We start from the raw sequence: 25060 nt of genomic DNA, 5'->3' as shown, positions 1-25060 counted from the left end.
CTCCTCTGCACATAGTGCGACAGTACAGCTTTTTGGTGTCAAGCGACTACGATTGCAACGAAATAACGCCGCCGGGCGCACTTGGCATAATACCGGTCAGCCAAATCGGATCGGAACCAAGTGGGTCGAGCTTCGCGTGGCGTTCGAGTGCGCGCGTGAACGACGTTACTAATGCATTCACACCAGCCCAGCCGTGAATAGGCAGGAAGCAGTACTCCGTTCCCCACTTTGCGACCGTTCCCTGACCGACCAGTGGGTTGGTGGTAATAATGTTGGAGATAATCAGATCAGGCTTTGTTTCGGCAATAGTTTGCAACTGTCGGTGGAAATTGGCCTGTTCAACTAGCCGTACTCCTTCGAGCGCAGCGAGTTCGGCAGCATGGAAGCGACGATTGATGTACGGGGTCGAACACTCGACCACATCAGCACCGCAGGCTTTGAGGAAGCGGGCCAACGGCAGTTCCATCAATGTATCACTGGCGAAGAAGATCTTCTTACCGCGTAGAAGATCGGTATGGCGTTTAATCCGCTCCCATGCGGCAGCTTCGCGATCACTCAGATCGACCTTAATATCGAAATGGGCGGCCAAATCCTCCCAGAAACGGCGTGTGCCGTCAGGACCAAACGGGAAGAGCGATGAGAGGATCGTACAGCCACGTTCGTTGCGCAATTGTGTGGCCGTCTTGTGGAGATAGGGCTGGAGTGGCGCTACAATCGTTCCCGGCCCGATGGGTGGCAATTCATGGAAATGGCTGGCGGGCAAGAAACCGGCAACCGGAATACCGAGACGGGCTGCTTCGAGTGAAAAGTCGTCGGCAATCGCATCGTTGACCGAGCCGAGGAAGACGACCCGCTTATCTTCGGGTGGGGCAGGTGGACAGAAGGGGATGAGCGCTTGCAATACCGAGTCTTCGCTTTGGGAGAAGGTGTAATCGAGACCGGAAGCGGGTACAAACAGCACCGGCACTTCAGGTGTACTAACCGACGCTGCGAGACCTTCAAATTCCACCTTCATCACTTCAGGCGTGCATGACGAAAGGAGGAAGATCACAGAAGGGTGGTGCTCGCGCTTAATCTCTTCGATCTGGGCTGAAATGTCGGGCTGCGACGAGCTGAGATCCGATTCTTCGAGGAGCGATACGGCAAAACGTGGGCGGGCGAAGATCATCACACCAAGCGTGTTTTGGAGCAGGTGAGCGCAGGTATGGGTCCCGAGGATGAGGAAGAAGCTGTCTTTGATCTTCTGGTAGAGCCAGCCAACGCTTACGAGACCGCAGAATGAGTGGTACAGTCCATCCTCACGGATGGTGCTCGCCTTGTGCATAGCGCCTCCTAGCAAGCTGTAGTGCCTATTTGGAACTACCGAGTTTAATAACATTGTAGCATAAAAAGCAAGAAGGTGAAGTATAAACAAATCTGGTGCAAAATTAGTGCATAAGGTGATAAAAAGGATTGAGCTGCTCGGGTTACGCGAGTATAGGTCGTGCGCAGCGAAGAACGGTTCGACCAAGACGCATCGAGCAGGGGATGATACGCGCGTGTGGCGACGTATATACAACAGGCGTACTCCTTGGTAAGATGGTGAGTTATCGGTAGTACGCGCCGTGCAACAACTGGTGAACCGGTGTAATGGTAGTAGATGTGAGGGGGTGAGCTAGACTGATGGGTAACGAACTCAACTCTGTTCGATTACGACCTCTTCCCTCGCCATTGCCAGCTTTCGAGCAGCAACGTCAGCCCAACCAATACGATGAGGCCGGGGAAAAGCAGTCTCGGTATCAGGAACAGTACTCCCATGCCGAACAACCAGATCGCATTGCGCATCCCAGATCGGATGGTGCCACGGCGAATGTGAAAGATTAGTTGGGCAATCCCGATAACCATCAGGATATTGGACCAGATCATGGGTGGTAAGCGAAAGATGATCGGGATGAGCAAAGCGGCTCCGATCAAGAGCAACGTTGCGTTCCAATTAGATACTTGGTAGGTTGGATGGAGCTGTGGTGATGGCGGGGTGGATACCACCGGCCCGCTCGCCGACAATGACTGACCGCAGTGCACACAGAAACGGGCATAACGCGGATTGATAGAGTGGCAATGTGGGCAGGTAATGGTCGTATTGCCTCTGCTCGACAATGGCACTGTTTCACCGGTTGCGATACGCACCGCGGTACCACACTCGATACAGAAGCGCGCATCGTCGGGTAGTTCAGTATTGCAATGCGGGCAGTGCATAGCGCTATCCTTCTTCTAACTCAATCGTGATTGATGTAGGATGCTGCACGGTAGCTAAAGCCCAAGCATTTGTCGAATATGACGTTACCGAGCCGGTTAGGGTTGCACGAATTGGTGCAAGCAGGCCAACGCTGCGCGTTGCATACGGAGAGGGGCTTCGTTGATCGGGAGATCGCCGGTGGTGGCGCTGTACAGGTACGATTCGACGCCGAAAATGGCGCAGCGGGCGGCAGGTGTCGGGGCAAGGCCGGGGGCGTCGGTCGCTTGCATCGCGGTTATAGCCCGGACCGGATCAGTTTGGATGCTGGCGTCGGTTAACAACTCACGCCGGGCCGGTAGGCGGCCTAGGGCTGCACTCAGCCGCAGTTGCACCTCTGGTTGGTAGAGAGTTGCCAGCAGTGTCATCACATCCTCTGGCGTAGCTTGTCCATCGCGATAGCGCATCAACAGACTGCCGCCGATCAGTGAGCGGGCTGGGTTATCGTTGAACGAGGGTAGTGGCGCAATCCCGATCTGGAATGTATCGCTAATGGCGTGATAGGTCGCCCAGGCCCAGTCACCATCGATTGCATAGGCGGCAAATCCTTTGGCTAGCAGACGTTGGCCACGCGCATAACTATCACCGTTGCGTGGCGTAGCCCGGTAGAGGTCGCGAAGGAGGGTAAGGGTTGTCGTCATTGCCGGTGTGTCGAGAGTTGGCTCAGTACCGTCGGGGTTGGTAAATGAGCCACCGGCAGCGTAAAACCACGGTGCGAACCAACGGGCCGCGCCCCAACCTTGTACAAAGCCGGCTCGTTCGGATGTGCGGGCCGCTTGTGCTGCCGCCACCAAATCAGCAGCCGTCGCCGGCGGCGAGCGATCGAGCTGGTAAAGCAGCAGCAGCATATCTTGCGCGGTAATTGGTGCTCCCCACAGCGTATTGTTGCTGCTCGCTAGAGTACGCAAGCCGGGTAAGAGATCGTCGGGCAGTTGAATATCAAGCGGGGCCAGTACCTGATCGGCCAATAACCCGATCAATGCCTCTTGATCGGCCCAGATCAGGTCGGGCGGTGGCAGGCCGAGCAGGCGATCGGTGGCGAGGCTGATGAGCAATCCGTCGGGGTCGCGGGGAATTATGGCGAGTTGGAAGTTGCCGGCTTGCGCAGCCTGTTGCAACTCGGCGGCAATCGCAGATTGGGCCTCAGCCGGTTCGGCGACCCAGATCGTCAATTGGCGCGCCACCGGGGTTGCCGTAGGGGCTGGCACTGCGGTGGGCATTGTAGTCGCCGTGGGCGCTGGGGACACGGTTGGCGCGGCGGTCGCCGTGGGCGCTGAGGTCACGGTTAGCGCGGGCGCCGGCGCAGCGCAGGCGGCGCCAATCAACGCCGCAACGCAGATCAGCGCCGCGGCGCAGGCAATACGAAGGGTCACAGTGCTATCCCTGCAAATGGGCTTCGAGGAACCAGAGATCCTTGTCAATCGTGCGGGCGATTTCGGTCAGCAGATCGGCGGTAGCCTGATCGCCCAGATCGGCGGCGGTCGTAATAGCTCGCCGGGTTGTATGGGCATAGGCGGCGAAGCGGTCGGCCAGCGCAGCAACATGCGCCATACCGTCGATAATGTCGGTAGGGTATTCAGGCAGGCGTGATGTCCCAGCGGCTATGCGGACGGTTCCCATCGCCATACCGCCGAGGGCTGTGACCCGTTCGGCCAGTGTATCGACGAAACCGTTCAAGTGGCCGGCCAGTTCGTCAAATAGTTCGTGCAATTCCATAAAGTGCGGGCCTTTAACGTTCCAATGGGCCTGCTTTGTTTGACTCATCAGATCGAACGTATCGGCCAGTTGTTGATTGAGCATCGCGGTCAATGTCCGCCGCTGTTCAAGCGGCAGATCGATCCGAGTTGCAAATTCCGTGGTCTGAGTCATTGTGTCCCTCCTTGCATTGAACTTTTCAACCGACTTTGCCAAGGCAGTGGGCCTACGACACCGGTGATGACAGCAGACGAGGGTGCCATCTTGGTACTTACATCATACCAAAGTCAGGCTGGTTATGCCAATGTTGGGTTGGTACAATAGCCTGCAGACTTGCCGGTTGAGCGCGTTGTGAGGAGGCTGGAATGTGGTGTTGGCGCGGCTTGATCAACCTGATCGCCAGTGTTGTGATGTTCTTGGCGTTGTTGCCTGTGCAATCCGCGCAGGCCCAATCCCGCATCTGTTTCGCTGAAGTACCCAATTGCATTGAAGGCCGGTTTGCCGAGTATTGGCGGCAAAACGGCGGGTTGCCAGTGTTCGGCTTTCCGATCTCGCCCGCCTTTACCCAAGCAGTCGAAGGGCGGGCGCGGCTCGTGCAGCTCTTTGAGCGCAATCGTTTTGAGCTCCATCCCGAACAAGGGCGGCCATACGATGTCTTGCTAGGCCGGTTGGGCGATGATCTGCTGCAATGGCGGGGGACACCGTGGCAAAACGAACCGAAAGCGCCGGTGACGCAGCAGGTCGGTTGTCGTTATTTTGCTGAAACCCAACATCTCGTCTGTGATGCATTTCTGCGGTATTGGCAATCGCATGGACTTGAGTTTGATGGGCGACCGGGGTTTAGTGAAGCGGAGAGTTTGGCACTTTTTGGTTTGCCGCTGACCGAACCACGGATAGAGACAAACTCGTCAGGTGATACGGTACTGACGCAGTGGTTCGAGCGGGCACGGTTTGAGTTGCATACGCAGCTTGGGCCAGATGTGGTGTTGCTTGGTCTGCTGGGTCGGGAGGTATTCGGCTCACCTACCGATGTTGCTCCGACGCCAGTTTTACCGAGTAATTGGTTGGAGCGGCTCAATAGGTATCGAGCGGCAGCCGGTTTGGCTCCAGTGCAAGAAGATGCAACGCTCAGTGAGCAATGTTGGCAGCATGCCCGCTATATGGCCGAGAACAACGATCTGACTCACAATCAAAATCCATCGCTTCCGTATGCATCGCAGGCAGGACAGCGCTGTGCTCAGAACGGCAACGCCTGGATTGGTTTGGGCACAACGTGGCAACCGGTGCATGCCATCGATAGTTGGATGGAGTCGGTTGGGCATCGGCTGTGGATGTTGTATCCAACGTTGCAGGTAGTTGGGTTCGGTTTCTATACAACGGCGAATGGCGTACAGAGTGCAGCAGCTCTCGATGTGTTGTCGAATTTTAATGAAGGTGTTGATTATCCCGGCTGGCCGGTGCGTTATCCGGGGGCCAACCAACAAGGGGTGCCAGCGACCATCTATCCGATCACGCTGCACTGGCGCTACTTCGGCAATGCTCCAGTGGTCACGGCGACCGAGCTGCGGGTGGTGGGCGGTGCGATGTTGCCGCATACGGTTTCGACCGATTTGCCTGTTGGCCATAAAGGGATCGTGATCATACCAGCACAGCCGCTGCCGGCGTTGGCAACGATTGAGGTGATGGTGGGCGGTAGCTACGATGGGCGACCGTTTACCTATCGGTGGCAGTTTCAGACGGGGTGGTGAGCGTTACCGGTTGATGTGAAATGATAACTGTGGAATGCGGCAGTTGCACTGTCGCACTCCATAATCGGGCGGTATGGATGTGTTGAGCGGGGTGGCAGTTAGAGTTAGACTGCCGCACTCCAGCATAGGGGTGAAGGCGCTGAGTGGGGCGGCAGTTAAACTGCTGCACTCCAGCATGGGACGATGCTGGGCATTCGTGAACGTATCGTTGGGTCAAGAGGTTGCTAACCGGTGTGTGTTGGACTGGGCGTTTGGAGCAGATTGCTTGGGGCGAGATACAGCAGCGTGATCGCCTGCCGCGCTCTTGCCGTAACATAAGGAGGTTGGGATGCGTCAATTTCTGATCATTATCTCATTGCTGTTCGTCGTTACACTCGCTTCTGTCCAAGCCCAAGCCAACCCGGTGACGGTGTGGGTGCCGTTGGTGCAGGCTCCGCCGCCTACGGTGGCCGGTTATCTGGGGAGTGCGCAAGATGATAGGCTGGTCGCGGTGGGGTTTACCCCTGCCGGCGCATTGGTGCTGGCGGGGAATGTGCCGGTGCTGGCTGATGCGCCAGAGACGATCGTGCCGGAGGGTGGGGCTGGCGCGTTGATCCAAATTGCCGCCGATGGGCGGACGATCAGCAGGGTGGTGCGAGTCGCTGCGACACTCAACCACGCGGCGTTAGCCGCCGATGGCAGCGCCGTCGCGTGCGGGCCAGACGGGGTGATCGTGTTGGAACCTGATCTGGTGACGGTGCGGTGGCGGGCGACGCCGGGTGCGATCGCGCGTTGTGCAATTGGCGCTGATGGTCGGGTGGCGGCGTTGCGAGCCGTCGATCGAACGGTGCTGGTCTATCCGCCTGCTGGCGGCTCGCCGTTGGCGATTGTCGTGGCCGGCACTGCGGTCGCCGATATTGCGCTCGATACGGCGAATGGGCTGCTGGTTGCCACTGGCTACACCCAAGCGGCTTCTGATCTGAAAGTGGCCTTTTTGCGCGCCTACCGTCTCATTGATGGCAGCGTGGCATGGCAGCGCTACGGCTTTAGCGCCGCGGCTGTCAAGGGGGCGAATCTGGCTGCCGACAGCGAAGGACGGCGTTTGGCGCTAGGGGCGGATGGTCTGCTCTATTTCGCCGGCTTCACCGATGGCGGCAATTCCATCTTTGGCCGCGATCCTGCCGATCTGAACCGCGTGCTGAGCGCGAGCGAGTTAATCAAGTTCGACCAATACAACAATCCGTTCAATCTCAGCGGCGCAAAATCGTTGGCGTGGTATGGCCGGTTCGATCCGGCGACCGGCACGCTGTTGCGCGGGCAGTGGCTGCTCACTCGCCTGAGTAATGGCAAGGGCAATTCGATCAAGATCCGGGCGTTGACAGCGGCGGCTGACGGGACGCTGCTGGTTGTGGGTGATACCGCTTGTTGTCTGCAAGGCCGCAGCGCGATGCAACTCTTTGGCCAGACCCTCGGCAATTACGAATCGGGCGAGCCGTTTGCATTAGTGGTTAGTCCTGACTTCGGCCAACGCCGGCTGTGGACGGCGCTGGCTGCGCCGGGGGCAACAGCGGGGAGTTCGCCGGCAATCGCAGCGGCGCTTACCAATGACCGGCTGGTGCTGGTGGTGAATGTGACGCCGAACACCGCCAATACGCGCGCCTTGGTGACAGTGGGCAATCCGGTGTTTGCGGCCAGCAATGGCGGGAGTGAGGGGTACTATCTGCTGATGGCGCGGCCTTGATATGGGGGTAATGTTGTTGGTTGGCGGTTCGCTGCACCTTGTGTTCCAGCAATCACTGGCAGCAGTGAACATGTGGAGTGCGGCAGCTGCACTGCCGCACTCCATATCAACCGGCGCACCGGCGATGCTGGGATCGTGGTACGATACCATTGAGAGCCTTTGACCGGCAAGGAGTTGCATCGTGTCCACCGTTTCGGAAACCGCTATTGCCGAGATTCACCGGGTCGCAACCGCCATTCGCGCTCGGATTGGCCAGATCATCGTCGGTAAGGAAGCGATTATTGACCTTTTGCTGGCAGCATTGCTCTGTGAAGGGCATGTCTTGCTCGAAGACGTACCTGGTACAGGTAAAACTACTCTTGCCCGTGCCCTCGCCGGTGCGCTTGGTTGTACGTTTCAGCGCATCCAGTTCACCCCAGACCTATTGCCCTCTGATGTGACCGGTCTCTCGTTTTATAACCAAAAGTTAGGCGAGTTTCAGTTTCGTCCCGGCCCGATCTTTACCCAGATCGTATTGACCGACGAAATCAACCGGGCGACGCCGCGCACCCAAAGCGCGCTGCTCGAAGCCATGCAAGAGCGGACGGTCTCGATCGACGGCGAGACGCGCCCGCTGCCGCGCCCGTTTCTCGTTATCGCGACACAGAATCCGATTGAACTGGAGGGTACCTTCCCATTACCGGAGGCACAACTCGACCGATTCTTGATCAAAGTCGCGATGGGCTACCCAAGTGCCACCGAAGAAGAGGAGATTGTCCGGCGCTCGTTAATTCCGGCCAACCCAACCGCTGTATCGCCGGTTGTCAGCGCCGAAACCGTTCGCACGCTACAAGCAGCAGTACGCACCGTCGCAATCAGCCCACCGGTACGGCAGTATTTGGTAGCAATTGCCCGTGCCACGCGCGATCATCCCGATATTGAGCTAGGCGCTAGCCCACGTGGTTCGCTGGCGTTGGCTCATTTAGCGCAGGCGCGAGCGGCAATGGCCGGGCGGAGCTTTATCTTACCCGATGATGTCAAAGCGATAGTGGTTCCGGCTCTTAACCACCGCCTTATCCTTACTGCCGAAGCGCGGCTGCGTGGGCAGACGACGACGGCGATCCTCGAACGCATTCTCGCTCAAATCCCGGTGCCGGTAGAGGGGGGGTGATCCTCTATCCCGGAGGAGAATAAGGTTTACTGCAAAGGCACAGAGGGAATAGATGAGGTCGCGAGGATGATCACCATCCCCAACCATCTTTGCGCCCTCTGCGTTCTTGGCGTCTTTGCGTGTAACACCTCTGCGCCTTTGCCCCCTTGGCGTCTTCAATCAGTTGGCGTATGCCGCCCTTTCAACCGTATAATCGTGGGCCACACCTCATCGGCGGGAATGGGGTGTGCAATCAGGTAGCCTTGCAACACATCGCAGCTCATACTGATCAGCGCAGTACGTTGTTCGTTGGTCTCAACGCCTTCAGCAATCACAGCTAGCCCAAGACTGTGGGCAAGGTTAATGATCGCGCGCAACAGAGCACGGCTGTTCGTGACAACATTCTGTTGTTCGTCAATGGCGCGCACAAACGCTTGGTCAATCTTGAGCGCATCGAGGCGGAGCTGGCGCAAATAGGCGAGCGACGAATACCCGGTCCCGAAATCGTCGAGCGCAATTCGCACCCCCATTTGGCGCAACTGATCGATCTGGTGCGCCGCGAAGATCGGGTCATCAAGCATCACGCCTTCGGTAATCTCTAGTTCGAGATACTGGGCCGGCAGACCGGTGGCGTGCAAGACCGCTGCCACTTCGGCCACGAACTCAGGCCGCAATAATTGGCGGGCCGAGACGTTGACGCTGATGCGCAAGAGTGGATAGCCAGCCTGTTGCCATGCCATTGCTTGCCGGCAGGCTTCGCGCAGCACCCACGACCCAATCTCGATAATCAGATCACTCTCTTCGGCAATCGGCACAAACTCGCCGGGAGCAATCGGGCCGCGTTGCGGATGGTTCCAGCGCACCAGTGCCTCGACGCCGGTGATGCCTTCGCTGACTAAATCGTATTGCGGTTGGTAGTACACCACTAGTTCGTGCCGTTCAAGCGCGCGGCGCAGTTGGGCTTCCAGCGCGAGGCGAGTATAGGCGCGTCGGCTATGTTCGGGCCGGTAATGCAGAAAACCGCTGCGTTTGAGTTCCTTGGCGCGATGCATGGCGCTGTCGGCATTCTTGAGCAAGGTCACCACATCGACGCCATCGCGCGGGAAGAGGCTGATCCCGATGCTGGCGGTTAAGCGCAATTCATGCCCATCGTAGACATACGGCGTCTGAAGGGCATCGAGTAAGCGTTGAGCGGCAATATCGGCTAATCGTGCATCAGGCAGATCAGGCATCAGCAACAGAAACTCATCGTCTCCCATGCGGCCCAGCGTATCTTGGGGGCGGGCGCATGCAGCGAAGGCCTGGCTAACATGTTTGAGAAAACGGTCTCCGACGGGATGCCCAAGCGAGTCATTCACCTGTTTAAAACCATCGAGATCGATAAAGAGGAGTGCAACCAGATGATGTTGTTCGCGGGCGTTATCGATGGCGAGAGCGATCCGTTCTTGCAAAAGGTTCCGATTAGGTAGGCCGGTAAGGGCATCGTAACGCACCTGATATTGCAGTTGCGTGTTGAGATGCACGTGATTGGCAATCAAATGTAAAAGGTCGGTCACCACGCGCAAGAGCGCTTGATCGGATTCGCTCGGCCAATCGGTTTGCGGGTAAAAGATGGCTAATGCGCTATTGCTACCGGTAATTGACCAGATCAGACCATGGGTAACACCGTAATGGTGTAACCACTCCCATTGGGTACGTAAATCGATAGCAATCGGCTGCTTATCTTTGTGGTGGAAGATACATTGGCGTAAGCGTGGGGCAGTCTGCTCAGATTCTTCGGCCAATCGGCTACTGTACGCTACGGCATGATTATTAATAACGGCCCACACCAACCAATTCGGGCGTTGACGTTCAATGAGAGCTACGAGTTTATCCAGAATCGTCTTGATCGAAGCGTGCTGCAACAACAAGGCTAATAATTCAGACCGATCCTGTTCGAGAAACACCGCGAGCTTCTGGGCACTAATATCGCGGTGCAAAAGGATCATATGTGTGGCGATGCCAGATTCGTTAATGACGGGTGAGAGGCTAGCATCAACCCAAATCGGGGCACCGGTACGCGTATAATAGAGCAATTCAAGACGGATCGGGGTGTGTTGTTCCATCGCAGTCCATAACTTCGCCAGCGCATCGGGATTCGTCGCAGGTCCGTGCAAGATGCGTAAACTACGCCCGATCAGCTCGTGTGAAGCATAATCGGTCAGGCGGCTGCAAGCAGCGTTTGCATAGCGGATGAAAGGGCCGGGAGTATGGAGTGGTTCGGCATCGAGGATGAGTACTGCGTCGTTTGTATGAACTACTACCGATTCGAGCAAACGTAACCGCTCCTCAGCCTGTTTACGGGCAGTAATATCACGCACCACGATCAATGTTCCGCCGTTGACCATTTCATTATGGTAAAGTGGATCGATGCTCGCCTCAACGATCATGCTGCGACCGTCAGGTAAGCGGTGGATCAATTCACCGCGCCAGCCTTGCATACTACTGTTTGTAGAGGTCTGGAGCGATTGATAGGGGAGCGGTTCAGCCGTAAAAAGACGACTAAGTGGTTGGTGAATCACCGCTTGGGGATTGACCCCATACAGATAGGCGGCCATATCGTTGAGATAGACGATAGCTCCACTCTGGTCGGTGACGATCACAGCTTCCTGAATCTGGGTTAGCACGCGCGCGCGCAGATTGAGCTGTCGTTCAGCCTCGATCCGGTCGGTAACATCGTGACCGATGGTAAGTACTTGTCGTTCACCAGAACCCTCGATAAGGACGCCTTGGGTCTCGATCACGCGCACAACTTGATCACGGGCATAGATATGGTAACGGGCCGGTTCAAGCGTTTTTCCCTCGCTCAACTCAACGCGCCGTTGGTGCATCTGCTCGTGTTCTTCGCCGGAGATGAATGCAGTAAGCGGTTCGTTGATCAGTTCGGCAGGATCACTTACCCCGAAGATGCGGGCGCCGGCAGGGTTGCAGTAGCGAATAATCCCGGCGGGAAAACTACTTATCAGAATCATCCACGGTGCGAGCTCGAGTAACTGGCGGTAGCGTAGATCGCTGTGACGCAGGGCGTGATCGGCGGCTAGTAAGGTAGTGACATCGTAACCATTGACGATGATCCCCTTGATCTTCGGATCGGTGCAGTGATTGCATAAGATCAGCTCGCAGATCCGCCAACCACCATCAGCGTGGTGTAGTCGTACTCGTATCGGTTGACGGATACACTGCTGTACGGACGATTGGAGAGCCTGCTGTAACCCTGCTTGATCGTCGGGATGAGCCAGTTCTAAGAGTGATTTGTGATGAAGGTCGGTTGGGGAATAACCGAGCAAGGTAGTCACGGTCTGGTTGGCGAAGTAGATGATGTAGTCAGGGGTAAGGATGAGGACAAACTCGGCGAGGCATCCGACGATAGTAGTGAGTGCCGTTGTTGAGAGTATGTCGATGGGTAATGACGTTGAGGATAGTGCAGCATCATCGGTCATACGAATTGCTACCGGATGTAGAAACTAATACTATCCTTAGTATACTGTAGTATACTGTGGTTACGCCAATCGTTTGCAGTGGGAAGTATCGTGGAACCTGTCGGTAAGCCATTCAGGCTACCGACAGAGATCATTAATACGATATTGCTGGCGTAGACAATTTGGGACTATGAGAGGAGCTGCCAAATATCAAAACCGAGCGAAAAAAGAATGATAAAGAGGATCACACTCGACAGTGGTAACATATCGAACCGACGTGGATGGCGTGTCTGCCAGAAGTAACGTAGGCTGCGGACGAGCATTGTGATTGCCAGTAGATCGAGCAAAATCACCATCGGCAAAGAGATGTCAGTGGTTAGCCCGATCAACGGCAGCACAACCGGCAAGAGCACGTATTGCAGGGTACAGCGTGTTGCCGAAATAAAGAGAGAGAGGCTGAAAGCGCGCTCACCGGGACTCGCAGGAAAAGCATCTTCAAGCTCGGTTACCTCATCAACCGCCGGTTCGTCAACCGGTTCTGGGATTGGTGATTGAGGTGGTAGAAACAGCAGCCGGTCAAACACGCGATCGAGAGTTTCGGTGATAGCAGACATAGGCAGCACACATCTCATGGAGAAAGTTAATTAAAGACGTTACATTGCAACGTCTCTCTACCTATATTATAACAGCATCCGGTTAGGCTTTAAGCAACGCTGGGGTCAGCATGGGGAAAAGGTGGCACCTTGGCTGCGGTATGCCAGACTTAGCTCGTATCCGCGCAATCTGCAACTTGCCCCTATAATAATAATTGAGTCGACTTTTACTCTTTATGAATGAACTACTATGCGACATCTGAAATTGCTTCTGTCCCTTGCTGTGCTCCCCATTGCCGGTTGGTGGTGGTTTGAGAGCAACGTGTTTACCACCGAGTGGTTACTCGGCCATAGTGAAGGTTTTCAGCGGTTTGTGATCTGGATGATCTCGACGTTACAGAGTAGCGGTTATGTCACAATTTTGGTGTTGGGAGTAGTCTATCTCGTAGCTAGTCTTATCGAGCTGATCTTTTGGCCGACCGGCACACTTGCACGGCAATGGGGCGTTTCAGCGCTGGTGTTCTGGCTAGCAGTCGTTGGTCTTGATGCGATCGGAATTTTTAACGGCTATAGTGTGCGTTATTTCGGTATGTTTTCAATTGATGGTCAACCACCACCTGAATGGGGCCGCTGGCTGAGCGGCGTGCCGCTGGCGCTGCTCTTTGCCATTGGCCCCGAAGGGCTGCTTCGCTGGTCGTTGCTAACGATGCTCGCGTGGGGCCGGCAATTCTTCAGCCGTCCGGTGGCGGTCGGGGAAGGGTAGCGGTTCGTTCTGCTCCTGCAAGGTGTACACCGGCTTCCCGCTGACAAAGACCTGCTGCATCACCGGATCGGGCATCCGGCGCACGACGATCAGGTCGTGGTGGTGCAATGTTCGACCGGACGTCCAAATACCTCACCGACCACCGCGCTGAGCGCTTCACGAGCATCCTTAAGTTCTGCGCCCAATTCGCTAGGGAGCCATGCGATGACGATAGGGCAATTCTGGTTGGCAGTACTACCGCCAGTACCATATGCTGCTAGCACGAATGCTGTGACCGATAAGACCAACAAAAGCCGCAAAGACCACATACAGCGCATGCTGATGATACCGTTACATCGCCGTATGCAGTCTAAGCAGTGTTGATCATACGCAGATGATCTATTGACTATGTGTGCGTCAACACGGTGCAAGAAAATTGTGTAACAATAATCACATCTCCCTATCGGCGAGATTTTCGGCAATCAACCGTTCGACGATGACCACGTTACGCCAGTGGCCATCGAGACGGGCATGCTTCTCGTAGATGCCGACCTCACGAAAGCCGACCGAAGCCAACATCGCTCGGCTAGCGGTGTTTTCCACAAACACCCGCGAGAGCAGCTTCCAGAAACCGGCCCGAGTAGCTGCCTCAATCAGGGCCAGCATAGTGAGTCGGCCGATCCCGCGCCCACGCCATTCACGTTCGACGTAGACCGAAAACTCGGCGATCCCGGCGTAGCAGTCGCGGGGACGATAGGGAAAAGTGGCTGCGAAGGCAACGATCTGATCGTTGATGATGGTCACGACGATGGGAAATCGATCGCCGAACCAGCCTGCCACTTCTTCGGCCGTGCGTGGTCGCGTTTCAAAGGTGGCGATGCGGTCGGCGATGCCTTGGTTGTAGATCGCGGCAATCGCCTCCGCATCGGCTACGGTTGCAGAACGGGTTAAGACGCTACTCATCGGTTAATATCCACGACAATTCGCCCACGAGTTTGCGCATTTGTAATTTGTTCGGCGTAAGTGGGCAGCTCGGCAAAAGGAATGACTGTCGTCATCCGGTCGAGCAATTCAGGTGAAAGGTCACGGGCAAGCCGCTCCCAAGCGGCGAGTCGTTCCTCGCGCGGCACCATCACCGATTCGATGCCGATCATCGTCACACCACGCAAGATAAATGGGTACACGGTCGTAGTGAACTCGGCGCCGCCGGCATTACCGCAGATGGCGACTGCGCTACGCATCGCCATTGCCCGTAGGACACCGGATAGCACCGCTCCGCCGACGGTATCGACTGCGCCACCCCACCGTTCGCTTTCAAGTGGACGACCGGGGGCGGTGAGGGTATTGCGGTCAAGGATGCCGCTCGCGCCGAGTTCGCGCAAGTAGGCCTCTTCGTGGGGTCTGCCGGTGGCGGCGATCACCTTGTGCCCGGCTTTGGCCAGCAACGCCACTGCCACGCTGCCCACGCCGCCGGCAGCGCCGGTGACCAGTACTTCACGACCGGAGATGAACCCATGCCGTTCGAGGGCCAGCACGCACAGCATCGCCGTAAACCCGGCGGTGCCTAACGTCATCGCGTGCAGCAAGCTCATTCCGGCGGGCAGCGGCACTAACCACTCGCCCTTCACCCGCGTGTACTGGCTAAACCCGCCCCAATGCCGCTCGCCGACACCCCAGCCGGTCAGTATGACTTCATCACCCGGTTTGTACCGGGGATCGGACGACTCGACGACGGTACCGGCGAAGTCGATTCCCGGTGCTAGTGGACTAGTGCGCAGGATTTTACCTTTGCCGGTGATTGCCAGGCCGTCTTTGTAGTTGAGTGTCGAGTAGGCGACTTTGACCAGTACCTCGCCGGGCGGTAATGCGCTTAACGGTAATTCACGGAATTCAACCCGCCGGCCTTCGGCTCCTTCTTCTACCACCAGCGCGGTAAAGCGTTCTTCACTCATCGCTATGGCTCCCTTGCTTTGCTCGTACACGATTCATGTATTGTCGATTATAATGAAGAAAGATACGGATGCCAACAACGTGGGCCCAGCTCTGTCAAACATTGATCGGCTTGTTGGGAATAACACTGTCGATGCAGTTGTCGTCTTTGTTGCGTATTCATATGAGGGTGCTATGATTCGTGCGCTTGATCACGTGGTGATCCTGGTGGAACAGTTGGCATCGGCAATAGCAGCGTATACGGCAGCCGGTTTTGTTGTTGCTCCTGGCGGAGAACATGCCGATGGTGCAACACACAATGCCCTGATCAGTTTTCCCGATGGTACCTATCTTGAGTTGATCGCTTTTCGACGACCGGCTCCGGAACACCGCTGGTGGCGGCATGTAGTGGCTGGGCCTGGATTGATTGATTTTGCTCTGCTACCAACCAACACGACGATTGCAGTTGCTACTGCTGCCGACCGTGGGCTGATGATGAACGGGCCGATCCCTGGTGGGCGGATCCGGCCCGATAGCATCAGCCTCGCGTGGGAGACAGCGTGGCCGCCAAGTCCTGATTTACCATTTCTCTGCGGTGATATTACCGATCGGGCGTATCGGGTGCCTGATGCCGATTTTTGGGGGCACAGCAACGGTGCAAAAGGTATTGCTGAGGTGGTGGTGGCGGTAACTGATCTGGTCGCGAGTGTCGGGCGGTATGCCGCTTTGCTTGGTGTGACGCCGCAAGCTTTTCCCGCTGAAGCGCGCATCCGGCTCGGTGAGAGTGAGATTGTGTTGCGCAGTCCCGATTCTGGTGATCCGCACGTGCTCGACCGTCTGACCCGACGTGGTGAAGGTATTTGTGCGATCACACTAAAAGATCTTCAATTTCCCGATCTCTCGCCGCAGCTTGGCGCAGCGATTATGGCTGCTCCGGTAGCATAACCCATCTATGGTAGCCGACTTGGAACGATTTGCCCAACGAGTGCGTGCCGAGCGAGGCGGTTTTTTTGACCGTGATCGCTCGATTACGTTGGTACGTGCGCCGGGTTGGGTTGACCTCTTCGGTGGTCTTGTCACCGAGGCCGGGATGTTGTCATTGCTCTGGCCTACCGGCGGTGGGGTAATGGTTGCGCTGCAACCCGATCCCGAACCGGTCATCCGTTTTCGATTGGAGACACGCATCGATTCAATCCCTTGCACGGCCCTCTTCTTGCATAGTGGGCCGCGCGAATACGAAGATGTCGTAGCCGAGATTGACCGTTACCAACCGCCGCGTAGCCCGTGGTGGGGGCCAGCGCTGATGGCGTGGGTTGCCCTCATGCGCGAGGAGTTTGTGCGGTTTGGTGGCGGTGCGCGGGTGATGCTCCAGCTCAACCCGAATCTGCCCGGTCTGGCCGCAGCGGTGATAGCTGCCGTCGCACAAGCATTAGTGACGGCGTATGGCGTTCATCTGTCACCACGTGAACTTGCCATCACCTGCGCCGAAGGGTTGGTCCGGTTTGATCGGCGTGGGGGTGAGCTGATCGGTGCGTTTGCTACCGTCTGCGCGGCGGCAAATGAGGTGTTGGCCGTCTGGCCTCACAGTGCACAGCTCGCGGGAAGCGTCCATCTCCCCGCCGGCTATGCGATTTGGACAATTCGCGTTGGTGATGAACCGCGCCAACCGCTGGCACGGGTGCATGCGGCGTTTGCAAAGATCGACCGGTTACTTGCCGGGGCGTCTACTGAACCCGGTGCAGCATTAGTTGCGATGGGCCTTAACGACTTTCTGCGCAGAGGGCGCCAACGGTTATCGACGACCGACTCTGCCGGCGAGAGTGCTGGTTCGTTGGCGGCTTTGGCGATGTTTGCGCTCGAAGAGCAGCAGCGTGGTCGAATTGCGCTGGCTTTGTTACGTGCCGCTGCTCATCGCGCGCAGCGCGAAGATGACGTGCGGTTGATCGGTGAGTTGCTCACGCAGAGCCATTGGTCGCAGGCGGCATTGGGCTTGACCGATCCACACGCCGACGCACTAGCCGAGCGATTCGTGGCGCCGGTAATTTTTGGCGTTCGCCAACCGGTGGTTGCTACCCGGGCTACGCTGGTGGTGTTTGGTCGTTCGGATGCCGAGGCTGAGGTGCAACGTGTGGTCGCAGCGTACCGTGCTGCTAGTGGCCTTCCGGTGAGTGTGATCGGCGGGAGTTTAGCGGGTGTGCATAAAGCCGGTGCGCGAAATGGGTGATAGGTGTTGCAAGAATGTGGTAGTATGGTGACGTCGTCCATGGTTAGGCAATGGGTGCATGGTTGCCAACCTGGTATCTAGCCACCAACGAAAGGATCATCGCGTGTTATCCTTCATTCGCTCGCATCCTTACATCACCGTCTTCGTAATCGTGTTTTGCATCATTTTCTTCGTCGCCGTCTTTGGATTGGGCTTTGCATAGAGCGAATCGTTACTCGCTGCGGCGGTGATTTCCGCCGTAGGTGTGGCTGTTCAGTGGTGGCAGACGAATGGGTTGGGCTAGGCGACGGTTGATACACTGTTGAGCTGTATCTTGAAAAGTGGTGTAAGATAGGCGGAGCGCCGCACGATGATGAGCTGTGCTACCGCCTATTCTTGTTTGTATTGTCGATGACTATGGCTTACCCTCGCGTTTGCAGGCAATGTGGAGCACCGGCGACGCAGAAACGATACTGTACCGAGTGTGGTGCGCGGATGCCGGTACCGCGGATATTGGCTATTACCAGGTGGTTCATCCTCTTGGCGGTGATCGTACCGGTACTGGTCGGCGGTGGTGTTGGCTGTACGTTTACGCAGTCATCGTCGGTAGCCGGTTCGCCATCACCGTTCGCCGTAGTAACAGCGACGACCACGGCTATCACCGGTATCTTACCCACGGCGACACCGGTAACTGGTGTCGCAAGACAACCTACCCCGCTTGAAGCAACCACGTTGATCCGTACAGCTCAGGCGGGTACTGCGCAAGCCATCCAGATCGTGACGCAGACGGCGCATGCGCTTGAGATAGAGATTGCTGCGCTGTTTGCCGGTGCTCGTCGGGTGTTTTACGATGAGTTTGTCGATAACCGCAATGCATGGTTTACCGGTGTGTTTCAAGAAGTCGAACTTGACGTTATCGAAGACGGTGTCTTCAAAGTGTTCTGGACGGGGCGGGGGGCATCGTATGAGTTGTACGAACTCAGCTCCTTTACCGATTTTATCGCCGAAGTTGATTGTCGAATCGCCCGTGGTAGTGGTGATGTGAGCTGTGCGTTGGTGTTTGCGCACCAGAAAGATGTTGGCTTTTACAAGTTCGAGTTGTTCATAGATTACTATCGGCTTTCGGTCATTGCAGCAGCGGGCGATCCGGTCATACTCGCCGAAGGTGATCCACGCCGGTTGACGACGGTTGATACCTTCAACCGGCTGCGCGTGATTCGGCAGGGTGCGCGGATTCGGGTGTTTATCAACGATGTGCTGGTTGCTGAGGTGAACGACACAACCTATCCGAGCGGACGGATCGGCGTTTCGACGGCGTGTTACCGTGCAGAGGGTGGGGTCGAGGTGCAGTTTGATAATATTGCGATCTGGTCGTTTCCGTGATGGGAAGGAACATCGCATGCAATCGCCGTTTCCCTATCTGCTTGAGGAATTTGTGATCGTCAACGCACCGATGGATCGGGTTGAGCGGGTGATGACTGAACAGGCGCTGATGGAACGTTGGATATCGCCGGCAGTGCAGTTTACGCCGCTCGATGGCTGGCGCTTTGATGCCGGTGCACCGTGGCGTTTGCGTCTCACCGGCGTTGGCCCGTTGCTTGAAGCCGGCTATGTAGTGGCCGAACGACGGCCCGGTCTGGTGTTGTGGGCTTTCGATGGCTTCTGGGAGGGGTTTGATGCGTGGCAGTGGTTGCCGTGGCAGGATCGTACCGATCAGACGTTGATCCACAACCGGATCGAGTATCGGTTGAAGATTCCCGGTCTCGATATCATTTGGCCTCTGACGATAGCTCCGTTTATGAAGTTTGACGTGCAGGTGCAGATGGAGCGGTTGAAGCGGGTCTGTGAGATAGCTCATTAGATGTATCGAGCTATCCTTGGTCGGAGGGAGATTGGCGTGAGTTCTGTTTCTACGGTGAAGGAGCAAGTCACTGCCAGTGAGTTGGCCGAATTTCTCGATTCGCGCCAGCAGCGGCGGCGTTTATTGCCTATCGCCATTGGGGTTGGTGTCCTTTCTGGCAGCGTGACCTTGCTGTTTCGCGGGCTACTCGGTCTCGGTGATAGTTCACGCACCAAGCTGATCGAATGGAGCCAGCAAGCGCCGATGGTAGGGTGGTTGCTCCCGGTCGTGTGGGCTATTACCGGTGCGACGTTGGCTGTCTGGCTGACTCGTCGTTATGCGCCGGAGGCATCGGGTAGTGGGATTCCTCACATTGAGGCAGTGTTGTACCGCTTACGCGATTTGCGTTGGCGACGAATTATTCCGGTCAAGATAATCGGTGGTATGTTGGCAATCGGTGGTGGTTTGGCGTTAGGACGGGAAGGGCCAAGTGTGCAAATCGGTGGTGCGCTGGGTAGTGGGATGGCCGAATTGTTGCGCAGCGGTCCACGCGAGCGCTTGACTCTTATTGCAGCCGGTTCAGGGGCCGGCTTGGCGGCGGCGTTTAATGCACCGCTGGCTGGTCTCGTGTTTGTGCTGGAAGAATTGCAGCGCGACTTTCGTCCGTCGGTGTTTGGTACAGCTTTCGTGGCCGCAGTGGTGGCGAATGTCATCACGCGCTTGTTTACCGGGCAATTGCCGGTCTTTGCAATACCTGATTATCCGATCCAGCCGCTCAGTACGTTGCCGGTGTTTATCGTGCTGGGAGTAGTCTGTGGTTTAGCCGGGGTCGTGTTTAACAAGGTGCTGCTGGCGATGCTGGAAGGGGTTGCTCGGCTCCGGCCACGCCAAAAACTTGCCTACACGATGCTAACCGGCGTGTGTGTTGGATTAGTTGGTTGGTGGTATCCGAACTTGATTGGGGGTGGTCACCATTTTACCGAAGATGTCTTACGTGGTCGGATTGATCTGACCCTGTTGCCTATCCTCCTTGCGGTTCGTTTTGCGCTGACAATGCTGAGTTATGCGACCGGTGCTCCGGGTGGTATCTTTGCGCCGTTGCTGATTTTAGGTGCGCTCATCGGCTACGGTGTCGGTGAGACGGCGCATAGCATTGCACCATTCTTAGCGCCGCAGACCGAAGTCTTTGGGGTGGTCGGGATGGCAGCTCTGTTTACCGGCATTGTGCGGGCCCCACTCACCGGCATCATCCTCATCGCGGAAATGACCGGTAACTACAATCAATTGCTCCCGTTGTTGTTGGCTTGTTTTTTTGCCTATGCTGTAGCTGAAGTATTGCGCGATCGACCGATCTACGAAGCACTCCTGCGCCGTGATCTGCGCCATACGCCATCTGCCCATATGTTGGCGGAGCCGGTCGTGGTTGAGCTGACGGTAGCGCCAGAGGCGCCTTTCGTCGGGCGCACGATTCGCGAATTGGGCTTACCTCCCGGCTGCATTATTGTTCGTTGTCGAGATGGCAATCGTGAATGGATTGCAACCGCCTATACCCGGATCGAGCCACATATGCAGCTCACCGTGTTGGTTTCGCCCTCGGCAGCCCATGGTTTAGCGATGTTGCAAGCCGGTTGTGCAGCTCCTGACCGAGCAACACATTGAGCATACCGATTATGATAATGATGTTGATCAAGCATATCGAGAGGAGGCAGTATGCTGCCATTAAAAGATACGATCCCCTCACGCTCGTTTCCGGCGGTTAACTGGGCGTTGTTGGCAGCGAATGTGGTGGTCTTCTTATTAATGGCGCGTAATGCGCAGCTCGCCGAAGCCTGGATTGATAGCTTAGCCTTAGTGCCGGTGCGTCTCCTGACCAACCCGCTCGATCCGACCGAGTGGCTCACCATTTTTACCTCGATGTTTATGCATGGTGGCTGGCTTCACCTTTTCAGCAATATGCTGGCGCTTTACATCTTCGGCGATAATGTCGAAGATCGAATGGGTAGCCAGCGCTATCTAATCTTCTACCTGCTCTGCGGTGTGGCGGCAGCATTGACCCATGTGTTTTTTAACCCAACGTCACCAACTCCGACGGTGGGTGCGAGTGGTGCGCTGAGTGGTGTGTTAGCGGCGTACCTGCTCTTCTATCCCTCGGCTCGGGTTATTACGCTTGTCCCAATCTTCTTCTTACCTTGGTTTGTTGAAATCCCGGCAGTTGTGTATCTAGGGTTTTGGTTTCTTTCACAATTGGCTAACGGCGTCTTTTCAATTTTGATCGATGTGCAGGCGATGGGCGGTGTGGCATGGTGGGCCCATATCGGCGGCTTTATCGCCGGATTGGTGTTGGCCCCTATCTTTCGACAGCAGCGCTACATTCGGCGCTACTATCTTGATCAGTATTATCCATGGTGATAGTTTGTCCAGAGGTGAAGTATGGATTTCTTCTCGCTGCTGTGGCTCTTTTTCATCATCTCGTCGTTGCAGCCGGTGATTAAGCAGCGCATGCTCGATGTGGCACGCCAGCGACTGCTTGAACAGTTGGAACGCAAGCGCAAAAGTCGGGTGATTGTGCTCATCCACCGTCAGGAAACGATGAGTCTCCTCGGTTTTCCGTTGGTGCGGTATATCAACATTGAAGACTCCGAAGCGGTGTTGCGGGCAATCAAGATGACCGACCGCGACATTCCAATTGACCTGATTTTGCATACACCGGGCGGGTTAGTGTTGGCCGCCGAGCAGATTGCCCGCGCGTTGCAGAAGCATCCGGCTAAAGTGACGGTCTTCGTCCCACATTATGCGATGTCGGGTGGTACATTGATATCGCTCGCCGCCGATGAGATTGTGATGGACGAGAATGCTGTATTGGGGCCGGTTGACCCGCAATTGGGCCAGCATCCGGCGGCGTCGATCTTGCGTGTGCTGGAACGCAAGCCGATCAGCGAGATTGATGATGAGACGCTGATGATGGCCGATATTGCCGAGAAAGCGATCCGACAGGTCAAGCATACAGTTTGTGAGTTGCTCAGTGATAAAATGTCGGTGGAAAAGGCTGAAGAGGTCGCTCATACACTCGCCAGTGGTGTTTGGACCCACGACTACCCGATTACGGTCCGCGAAGCTCGTGAATTGGGCTTGCCGATCAGTACCGATATGCCGGATGAGATCTATCAGATGATGGCCCTGTATCCGCAAACGGCCCAGCGTCGTCCCTCGGTTGAGTACATCCCCGCACCGCGTTCGCGCCAGTATGATGTGTCGTAGCTCTTATGGAATGCGGCAGTCATACTGCCGCATTCCATAAGGTTTGCTTGTATCGATTATGAGATAATTCCTCTCCCCGCTGTTGCCTGTTTTCCCCTTGAGCGTTTTCTTTAAACAGATATAATCATTACTTAACAAAATCTTGATACCGGTTTGTACGGGCAGAGCGTCGCTCTGCCCTTGTTAGCCTGTTCGGCCCGCAGCGGAAAAGGTGCTAGGCATGACGCTCTCGCTTCGTCTCGTCGATATCAATGGTCCGTTTATCGATCCATTCGCCCCAGTGCGGAATTGGTCGTCGTTTCCCTTTAGCCAGATCGATCTGCCGGCACCGCCGTATGTCGATGAGGCGCGCTTGCAACGCGGTGTGGCACGGGCGCGGGCCTATCTGGCGGCAGTGCAGGCGCAGGGCTATACCGGGATCATCATCGATAATCTGGCCCATTTGGTGACGCTCGATCACGCGCCGTCCCAACCATACTATGCACCCGATAGCCCCTTCCGTCTCCGGGCGCTGGCGTACCGCCGTGCTCTGCTGCCGTTGTTGTACGATGCCGCTGCGCGCGGGATGCAGGTCTATGTCACCTGTGATATGCAGTGGATGACCAACGACCTGCGCCGTGTCGTCGGGCCAATCGCGGCTGATAACCCCCAACTGGCGGCGTTGAACCGGGCGGCTCTGATCGATCTGTTCACAGCGCTGCCGATGGTCAGCGGTGTGATTGTACGAATTGGCGAGACGGGTGGCGCGCATGATGTCGCTGGCTATACCGGCCATTTGATCTACCACGAGGTGGCCGCGATTCGCCATCTGATCGCGACCTTGCTGCCGGTGTGCGCGCAGTTTGACCGGCACTTGATCATACGCACGTGGACGCTCGGTATTGGTGAGGCAGGTGATTTGCTCTGCTCGCCGGAACGTTACGCCGCTGTTTTTGCCGATCAGCGCGATCCGCATCTGCTGGTCTCGATCAAGCATACGCCGGCCGATTTCTTCCGGCTGTTGCCGCCCAATCCGACGTTAGGCCTGCACGGTCCTTGCCAGATCGTCGAGTTACAAAATCGGCGCGAATACGAGCTGTTTGGGTTGGTGCCGTCCGGCTTGACCGGCTTGCACGGTGCTGCTATCCGGCGTGCTGCTCACGAACCGCAGTGTGTGGGGATATGGGCATGGAACAGCACCGGTGGTTGGGGTGGCGGCGGTGCGTCGATTGGGCCAAATGGCTGGAATCTGTGGACGGAAGCCGGCAGTGCGTTGACCGCCGCACTTGCTGCGCATCCCGAATGTGATGCCGAGCAGTTTGTGAGCGAATGGTTTGATCAACGATTAATCGGCTATGATCCTGCGTTTGTCCGGGCAGTGACAACTGCGTATCTGGAATCAGAACGTTTGATCGAACAGGGTTGGTATCTCGGTCACGCGCCGGGAATGTGGCGGGTCGGCGGCATTGTCGTACCTTCGCTGTTGTGGGTGTGGTGGATGCGTCCCACCGCTGCCTTGCCGGTCTGGGTCTATCTGGTCGAGACATTAGGTGAGATCGAGCCGGTCATTGCGTGGACGGAGCAAGCTGTGCAGGAGGCGCAACATCTGTACGAACAGGTGGCGATGTATGCACCACCGGACGATCCGCTTGCCCAACAACTCGTGACGAGTCTGGCGTATCTGGTTGACGCGCTGACGATTGCGTGGCACACTCGAGCGTGTTTATTACGGTTTGTGACGATGGTTCAGCGCGAGCAAGCTGATACGGTGCGCTTACGCACGTTGTTCCGCAGCGAGGGAACACGGTTGCGTGCGGCCATACGGTATCATCTTGAGCGGTGGGGCGGGCGAAGTGACTTTCCACCGCTCGAACTCACCGAGCTGACCGCATTTCTGGATCGTTGGAAGCGAGCGCCGCATTGGGTTCGGCAGCAGGTGCGGCTGGCGGCGTGGTTGGTTGCACTGGCTCGCCGCCAGCCGCCACGTTCAGCCCATGCATGGGCCTTGTTCAATGTCCTCTTCCCCACTCGCTGGCGCCGGCGCTTGCTGCAAACCACGTTGCCATGGCTCAGTCGGCGGTTCGATCTGCTACCGACGATCTTCTTTGAAACCGGCCCGTCGATCGGTGAATGGGCGCGGTAAAACAGGTCGGTAACGCAAAGGCGCAAAGGGCGCGAAGGCGGTAACGCAAAGGCGCAAAGGGCGCAAAGGGCGCGAAGGGCGCAAAGGGCGCGAAGGCGGTAACGCAAAGGCGCAAAGGCGCAAAGGGCGCAAAGGGCGCAAAGACGGTAACGCAATGGCGCAAAGGGTGTCACCCGTAGGGGCACGGCACCGCCGTTCCCACAGTGCAGAGAGGCAGTGGTACCATTACCTAACCGGCATAGGCCACAAGGAGTTCCAACGCCGTAACCGTTCACGCAGTGCACCGGCCACACCGCGCCACCCCCACTGTTGACCGACCACCTGGGTCTCGCCGCGCTGCAATGCCCGCCG

At 56.7% G+C, this 25060-nt stretch carries 21 protein-coding genes; 12 read left to right on the top strand and 9 right to left on the bottom strand.

Annotation, left to right across the window (positions count from 1 at the left end):
• Positions 1-46 precede the first annotated feature (46 nt).
• From bchN to dps, 4 genes are all read right to left on the bottom strand, one after another.
• The gene (gene bchN, locus AC01ZF_RS13195) at positions 47-1324 is read right to left on the bottom strand and encodes a ferredoxin:protochlorophyllide reductase (ATP-dependent) subunit N (protein WP_424676535.1); all 1278 of its coding nucleotides are present in this window, start codon (positions 1322-1324) and stop codon (positions 47-49) included.
• 365 nt (positions 1325-1689) lie between these two features.
• The gene (locus tag AC01ZF_RS13190; RefSeq protein ID WP_424676534.1) at positions 1690-2235 is read right to left on the bottom strand and encodes a zinc ribbon domain-containing protein; all 546 of its coding nucleotides are present in this window, start codon (positions 2233-2235) and stop codon (positions 1690-1692) included.
• A 96-nt stretch (positions 2236-2331) separates the two neighbouring features.
• A complete protein-coding gene (locus AC01ZF_RS13185) occupies positions 2332-3645 on the bottom strand; it encodes an extracellular solute-binding protein (RefSeq protein WP_428131611.1) in 1314 nt (437 codons plus the stop codon).
• Between the two features lie 4 nt (positions 3646-3649).
• A complete protein-coding gene (gene dps, locus AC01ZF_RS13180; protein ID WP_428131608.1) occupies positions 3650-4141 on the bottom strand; it encodes a DNA starvation/stationary phase protection protein Dps in 492 nt (163 codons plus the stop codon).
• 191 nt (positions 4142-4332) lie between these two features.
• Here dps and AC01ZF_RS13175 point away from each other — a divergent pair, with 191 nt between their 5' ends.
• The 3 genes from AC01ZF_RS13175 to AC01ZF_RS13165 all read left to right on the top strand — a co-directional run bounded on the left by AC01ZF_RS13175 (position 4333) and on the right by AC01ZF_RS13165 (position 8585).
• Positions 4333-5715, top strand: a complete 1383-nt coding sequence (locus tag AC01ZF_RS13175; protein WP_424676531.1) for a CAP domain-containing protein — start codon at positions 4333-4335, stop codon at positions 5713-5715.
• Positions 5716-6043: 328 nt separating this feature from the next.
• Positions 6044-7435 carry a hypothetical protein gene (locus AC01ZF_RS13170; protein WP_476575417.1) on the top strand — a complete coding sequence of 464 codons (1392 nt, stop codon included), beginning with the start codon at positions 6044-6046 and terminating at the stop codon, positions 7433-7435.
• A gap of 181 nt (positions 7436-7616) precedes the next feature.
• Complete coding sequence (locus tag AC01ZF_RS13165) at positions 7617-8585, top strand: AAA family ATPase (protein ID WP_424676529.1); 969 nt, start codon at positions 7617-7619, stop codon at positions 8583-8585.
• Between the two features lie 155 nt (positions 8586-8740).
• Here the strand turns inward: AC01ZF_RS13165 and AC01ZF_RS13160 are convergent, their stop codons facing one another.
• Positions 8741-12043 carry a sensor domain-containing protein gene (locus AC01ZF_RS13160; protein WP_476575416.1) on the bottom strand — a complete coding sequence of 1101 codons (3303 nt, stop codon included), beginning with the start codon at positions 12041-12043 and terminating at the stop codon, positions 8741-8743.
• 167 nt (positions 12044-12210) lie between these two features.
• Positions 12211-12636, bottom strand: a complete 426-nt coding sequence (locus AC01ZF_RS13155) for a hypothetical protein (protein WP_424676528.1) — start codon at positions 12634-12636, stop codon at positions 12211-12213.
• A gap of 229 nt (positions 12637-12865) precedes the next feature.
• On the opposite strand from AC01ZF_RS13155, the gene AC01ZF_RS13150 reads away from it, so the two are divergent.
• Positions 12866-13378, top strand: coding sequence for a hypothetical protein (locus AC01ZF_RS13150; RefSeq protein ID WP_424676527.1), 513 nt, complete (start codon positions 12866-12868; stop codon positions 13376-13378).
• 89 nt (positions 13379-13467) lie between these two features.
• On the opposite strand, the gene AC01ZF_RS13145 is transcribed toward AC01ZF_RS13150, so the two are convergent.
• The 3 genes from AC01ZF_RS13145 to AC01ZF_RS13135 form a co-directional block, all read right to left on the bottom strand.
• Positions 13468-13686 carry a hypothetical protein gene (locus AC01ZF_RS13145; RefSeq protein ID WP_428112806.1) on the bottom strand — a complete coding sequence of 73 codons (219 nt, stop codon included), beginning with the start codon at positions 13684-13686 and terminating at the stop codon, positions 13468-13470.
• Positions 13687-13807: 121 nt separating this feature from the next.
• Positions 13808-14320: an arsinothricin resistance N-acetyltransferase ArsN1 family A gene (locus AC01ZF_RS13140; protein WP_424676526.1), complete on the bottom strand. Its 513-nt coding sequence runs from the start codon at positions 14318-14320 to the stop codon at positions 13808-13810.
• Positions 14317-15309 (bottom strand): MDR family oxidoreductase, encoded by a 993-nt coding sequence (locus AC01ZF_RS13135; protein WP_424676525.1) that lies wholly within the window; start codon positions 15307-15309, stop codon positions 14317-14319. Before AC01ZF_RS13135 ends, AC01ZF_RS13140 begins: the two co-directional genes overlap by 4 nt.
• Positions 15310-15481: 172 nt before the next feature.
• Here AC01ZF_RS13135 and AC01ZF_RS13130 point away from each other — a divergent pair, with 172 nt between their 5' ends.
• The 8 genes from AC01ZF_RS13130 (at position 15482) to AC01ZF_RS13095 (ending at position 24709) form a co-directional block, all read left to right on the top strand.
• Complete coding sequence (locus AC01ZF_RS13130; protein ID WP_424676524.1) at positions 15482-16231, top strand: VOC family protein; 750 nt, start codon at positions 15482-15484, stop codon at positions 16229-16231.
• Between the two features lie 7 nt (positions 16232-16238).
• Positions 16239-17510, top strand: a complete 1272-nt coding sequence (locus AC01ZF_RS13125) for a hypothetical protein (RefSeq protein ID WP_424676523.1) — start codon at positions 16239-16241, stop codon at positions 17508-17510.
• Positions 17511-17984: 474 nt separating this feature from the next.
• Complete coding sequence (locus tag AC01ZF_RS13120) at positions 17985-18872, top strand: 3-keto-alpha-glucoside-1,2-lyase-like domain-containing protein (RefSeq protein WP_476575415.1); 888 nt, start codon at positions 17985-17987, stop codon at positions 18870-18872.
• Between the two features lie 16 nt (positions 18873-18888).
• Positions 18889-19350 (top strand): SRPBCC family protein, encoded by a 462-nt coding sequence (locus AC01ZF_RS13115; protein ID WP_424676521.1) that lies wholly within the window; start codon positions 18889-18891, stop codon positions 19348-19350.
• Between the two features lie 36 nt (positions 19351-19386).
• The gene (clcA, locus tag AC01ZF_RS13110) at positions 19387-20988 is read left to right on the top strand and encodes a H(+)/Cl(-) exchange transporter ClcA (RefSeq protein WP_476575414.1); all 1602 of its coding nucleotides are present in this window, start codon (positions 19387-19389) and stop codon (positions 20986-20988) included.
• A 51-nt stretch (positions 20989-21039) separates the two neighbouring features.
• On the top strand, positions 21040-21738 hold the full coding sequence (locus AC01ZF_RS13105; RefSeq protein ID WP_424676519.1) for a rhomboid family intramembrane serine protease: 699 nt from the start codon (positions 21040-21042) through the stop codon (positions 21736-21738).
• Between the two features lie 21 nt (positions 21739-21759).
• A complete protein-coding gene (locus AC01ZF_RS13100; RefSeq protein WP_424676518.1) occupies positions 21760-22587 on the top strand; it encodes an SDH family Clp fold serine proteinase in 828 nt (275 codons plus the stop codon).
• A 220-nt stretch (positions 22588-22807) separates the two neighbouring features.
• Complete coding sequence (locus AC01ZF_RS13095) at positions 22808-24709, top strand: hypothetical protein (RefSeq protein ID WP_476575413.1); 1902 nt, start codon at positions 22808-22810, stop codon at positions 24707-24709.
• Positions 24710-25060: the final 351 nt, after the last annotated feature.

The sequence above is a fragment of the Chloroflexus sp. genome (assembly GCF_056331925.1).
This window is presented reverse-complemented; position numbering and strand designations above follow the sequence as displayed.

Bases quoted from the DNA above. Each gene is read 5' to 3' on its own strand.
- AC01ZF_RS13160 (WP_476575416.1), bottom strand. From the start codon at position 12,043: ATGACCGATGATGCTGCACTATCCTCAACGTCATTACCCATCGACATA.
- AC01ZF_RS13125 (WP_424676523.1), top strand. From the start codon at position 16,239: ATGGTAGCCGACTTGGAACGATTTGCCCAACGAGTGCGTGCCGAGCGA.
- AC01ZF_RS13115 (WP_424676521.1), top strand. From the start codon at position 18,889: ATGCAATCGCCGTTTCCCTATCTGCTTGAGGAATTTGTGATCGTCAAC.
- AC01ZF_RS13155 (WP_424676528.1), bottom strand. From the start codon at position 12,636: ATGTCTGCTATCACCGAAACTCTCGATCGCGTGTTTGACCGGCTGCTG.
- AC01ZF_RS13145 (WP_428112806.1), bottom strand. From the start codon at position 13,686: ATGTGGTCTTTGCGGCTTTTGTTGGTCTTATCGGTCACAGCATTCGTG.
- AC01ZF_RS13140 (WP_424676526.1), bottom strand. From the start codon at position 14,320: ATGAGTAGCGTCTTAACCCGTTCTGCAACCGTAGCCGATGCGGAGGCG.
- AC01ZF_RS13100 (WP_424676518.1), top strand. From the start codon at position 21,760: ATGGATTTCTTCTCGCTGCTGTGGCTCTTTTTCATCATCTCGTCGTTG.
- AC01ZF_RS13130 (WP_424676524.1), top strand. From the start codon at position 15,482: ATGATTCGTGCGCTTGATCACGTGGTGATCCTGGTGGAACAGTTGGCA.
- AC01ZF_RS13135 (WP_424676525.1), bottom strand. From the start codon at position 15,309: ATGAGTGAAGAACGCTTTACCGCGCTGGTGGTAGAAGAAGGAGCCGAA.
- AC01ZF_RS13120 (WP_476575415.1), top strand. From the start codon at position 17,985: ATGCCGGTACCGCGGATATTGGCTATTACCAGGTGGTTCATCCTCTTG.
- AC01ZF_RS13170 (WP_476575417.1), top strand. From the start codon at position 6,044: ATGCGTCAATTTCTGATCATTATCTCATTGCTGTTCGTCGTTACACTC.
- bchN (WP_424676535.1), bottom strand. From the start codon at position 1,324: ATGCACAAGGCGAGCACCATCCGTGAGGATGGACTGTACCACTCATTC.
- AC01ZF_RS13190 (WP_424676534.1), bottom strand. From the start codon at position 2,235: ATGCACTGCCCGCATTGCAATACTGAACTACCCGACGATGCGCGCTTC.
- AC01ZF_RS13095 (WP_476575413.1), top strand. From the start codon at position 22,808: ATGACGCTCTCGCTTCGTCTCGTCGATATCAATGGTCCGTTTATCGAT.
- AC01ZF_RS13105 (WP_424676519.1), top strand. From the start codon at position 21,040: ATGCTGCCATTAAAAGATACGATCCCCTCACGCTCGTTTCCGGCGGTT.
- AC01ZF_RS13150 (WP_424676527.1), top strand. From the start codon at position 12,866: ATGCGACATCTGAAATTGCTTCTGTCCCTTGCTGTGCTCCCCATTGCC.
- AC01ZF_RS13175 (WP_424676531.1), top strand. From the start codon at position 4,333: ATGTGGTGTTGGCGCGGCTTGATCAACCTGATCGCCAGTGTTGTGATG.
- dps (WP_428131608.1), bottom strand. From the start codon at position 4,141: ATGACTCAGACCACGGAATTTGCAACTCGGATCGATCTGCCGCTTGAA.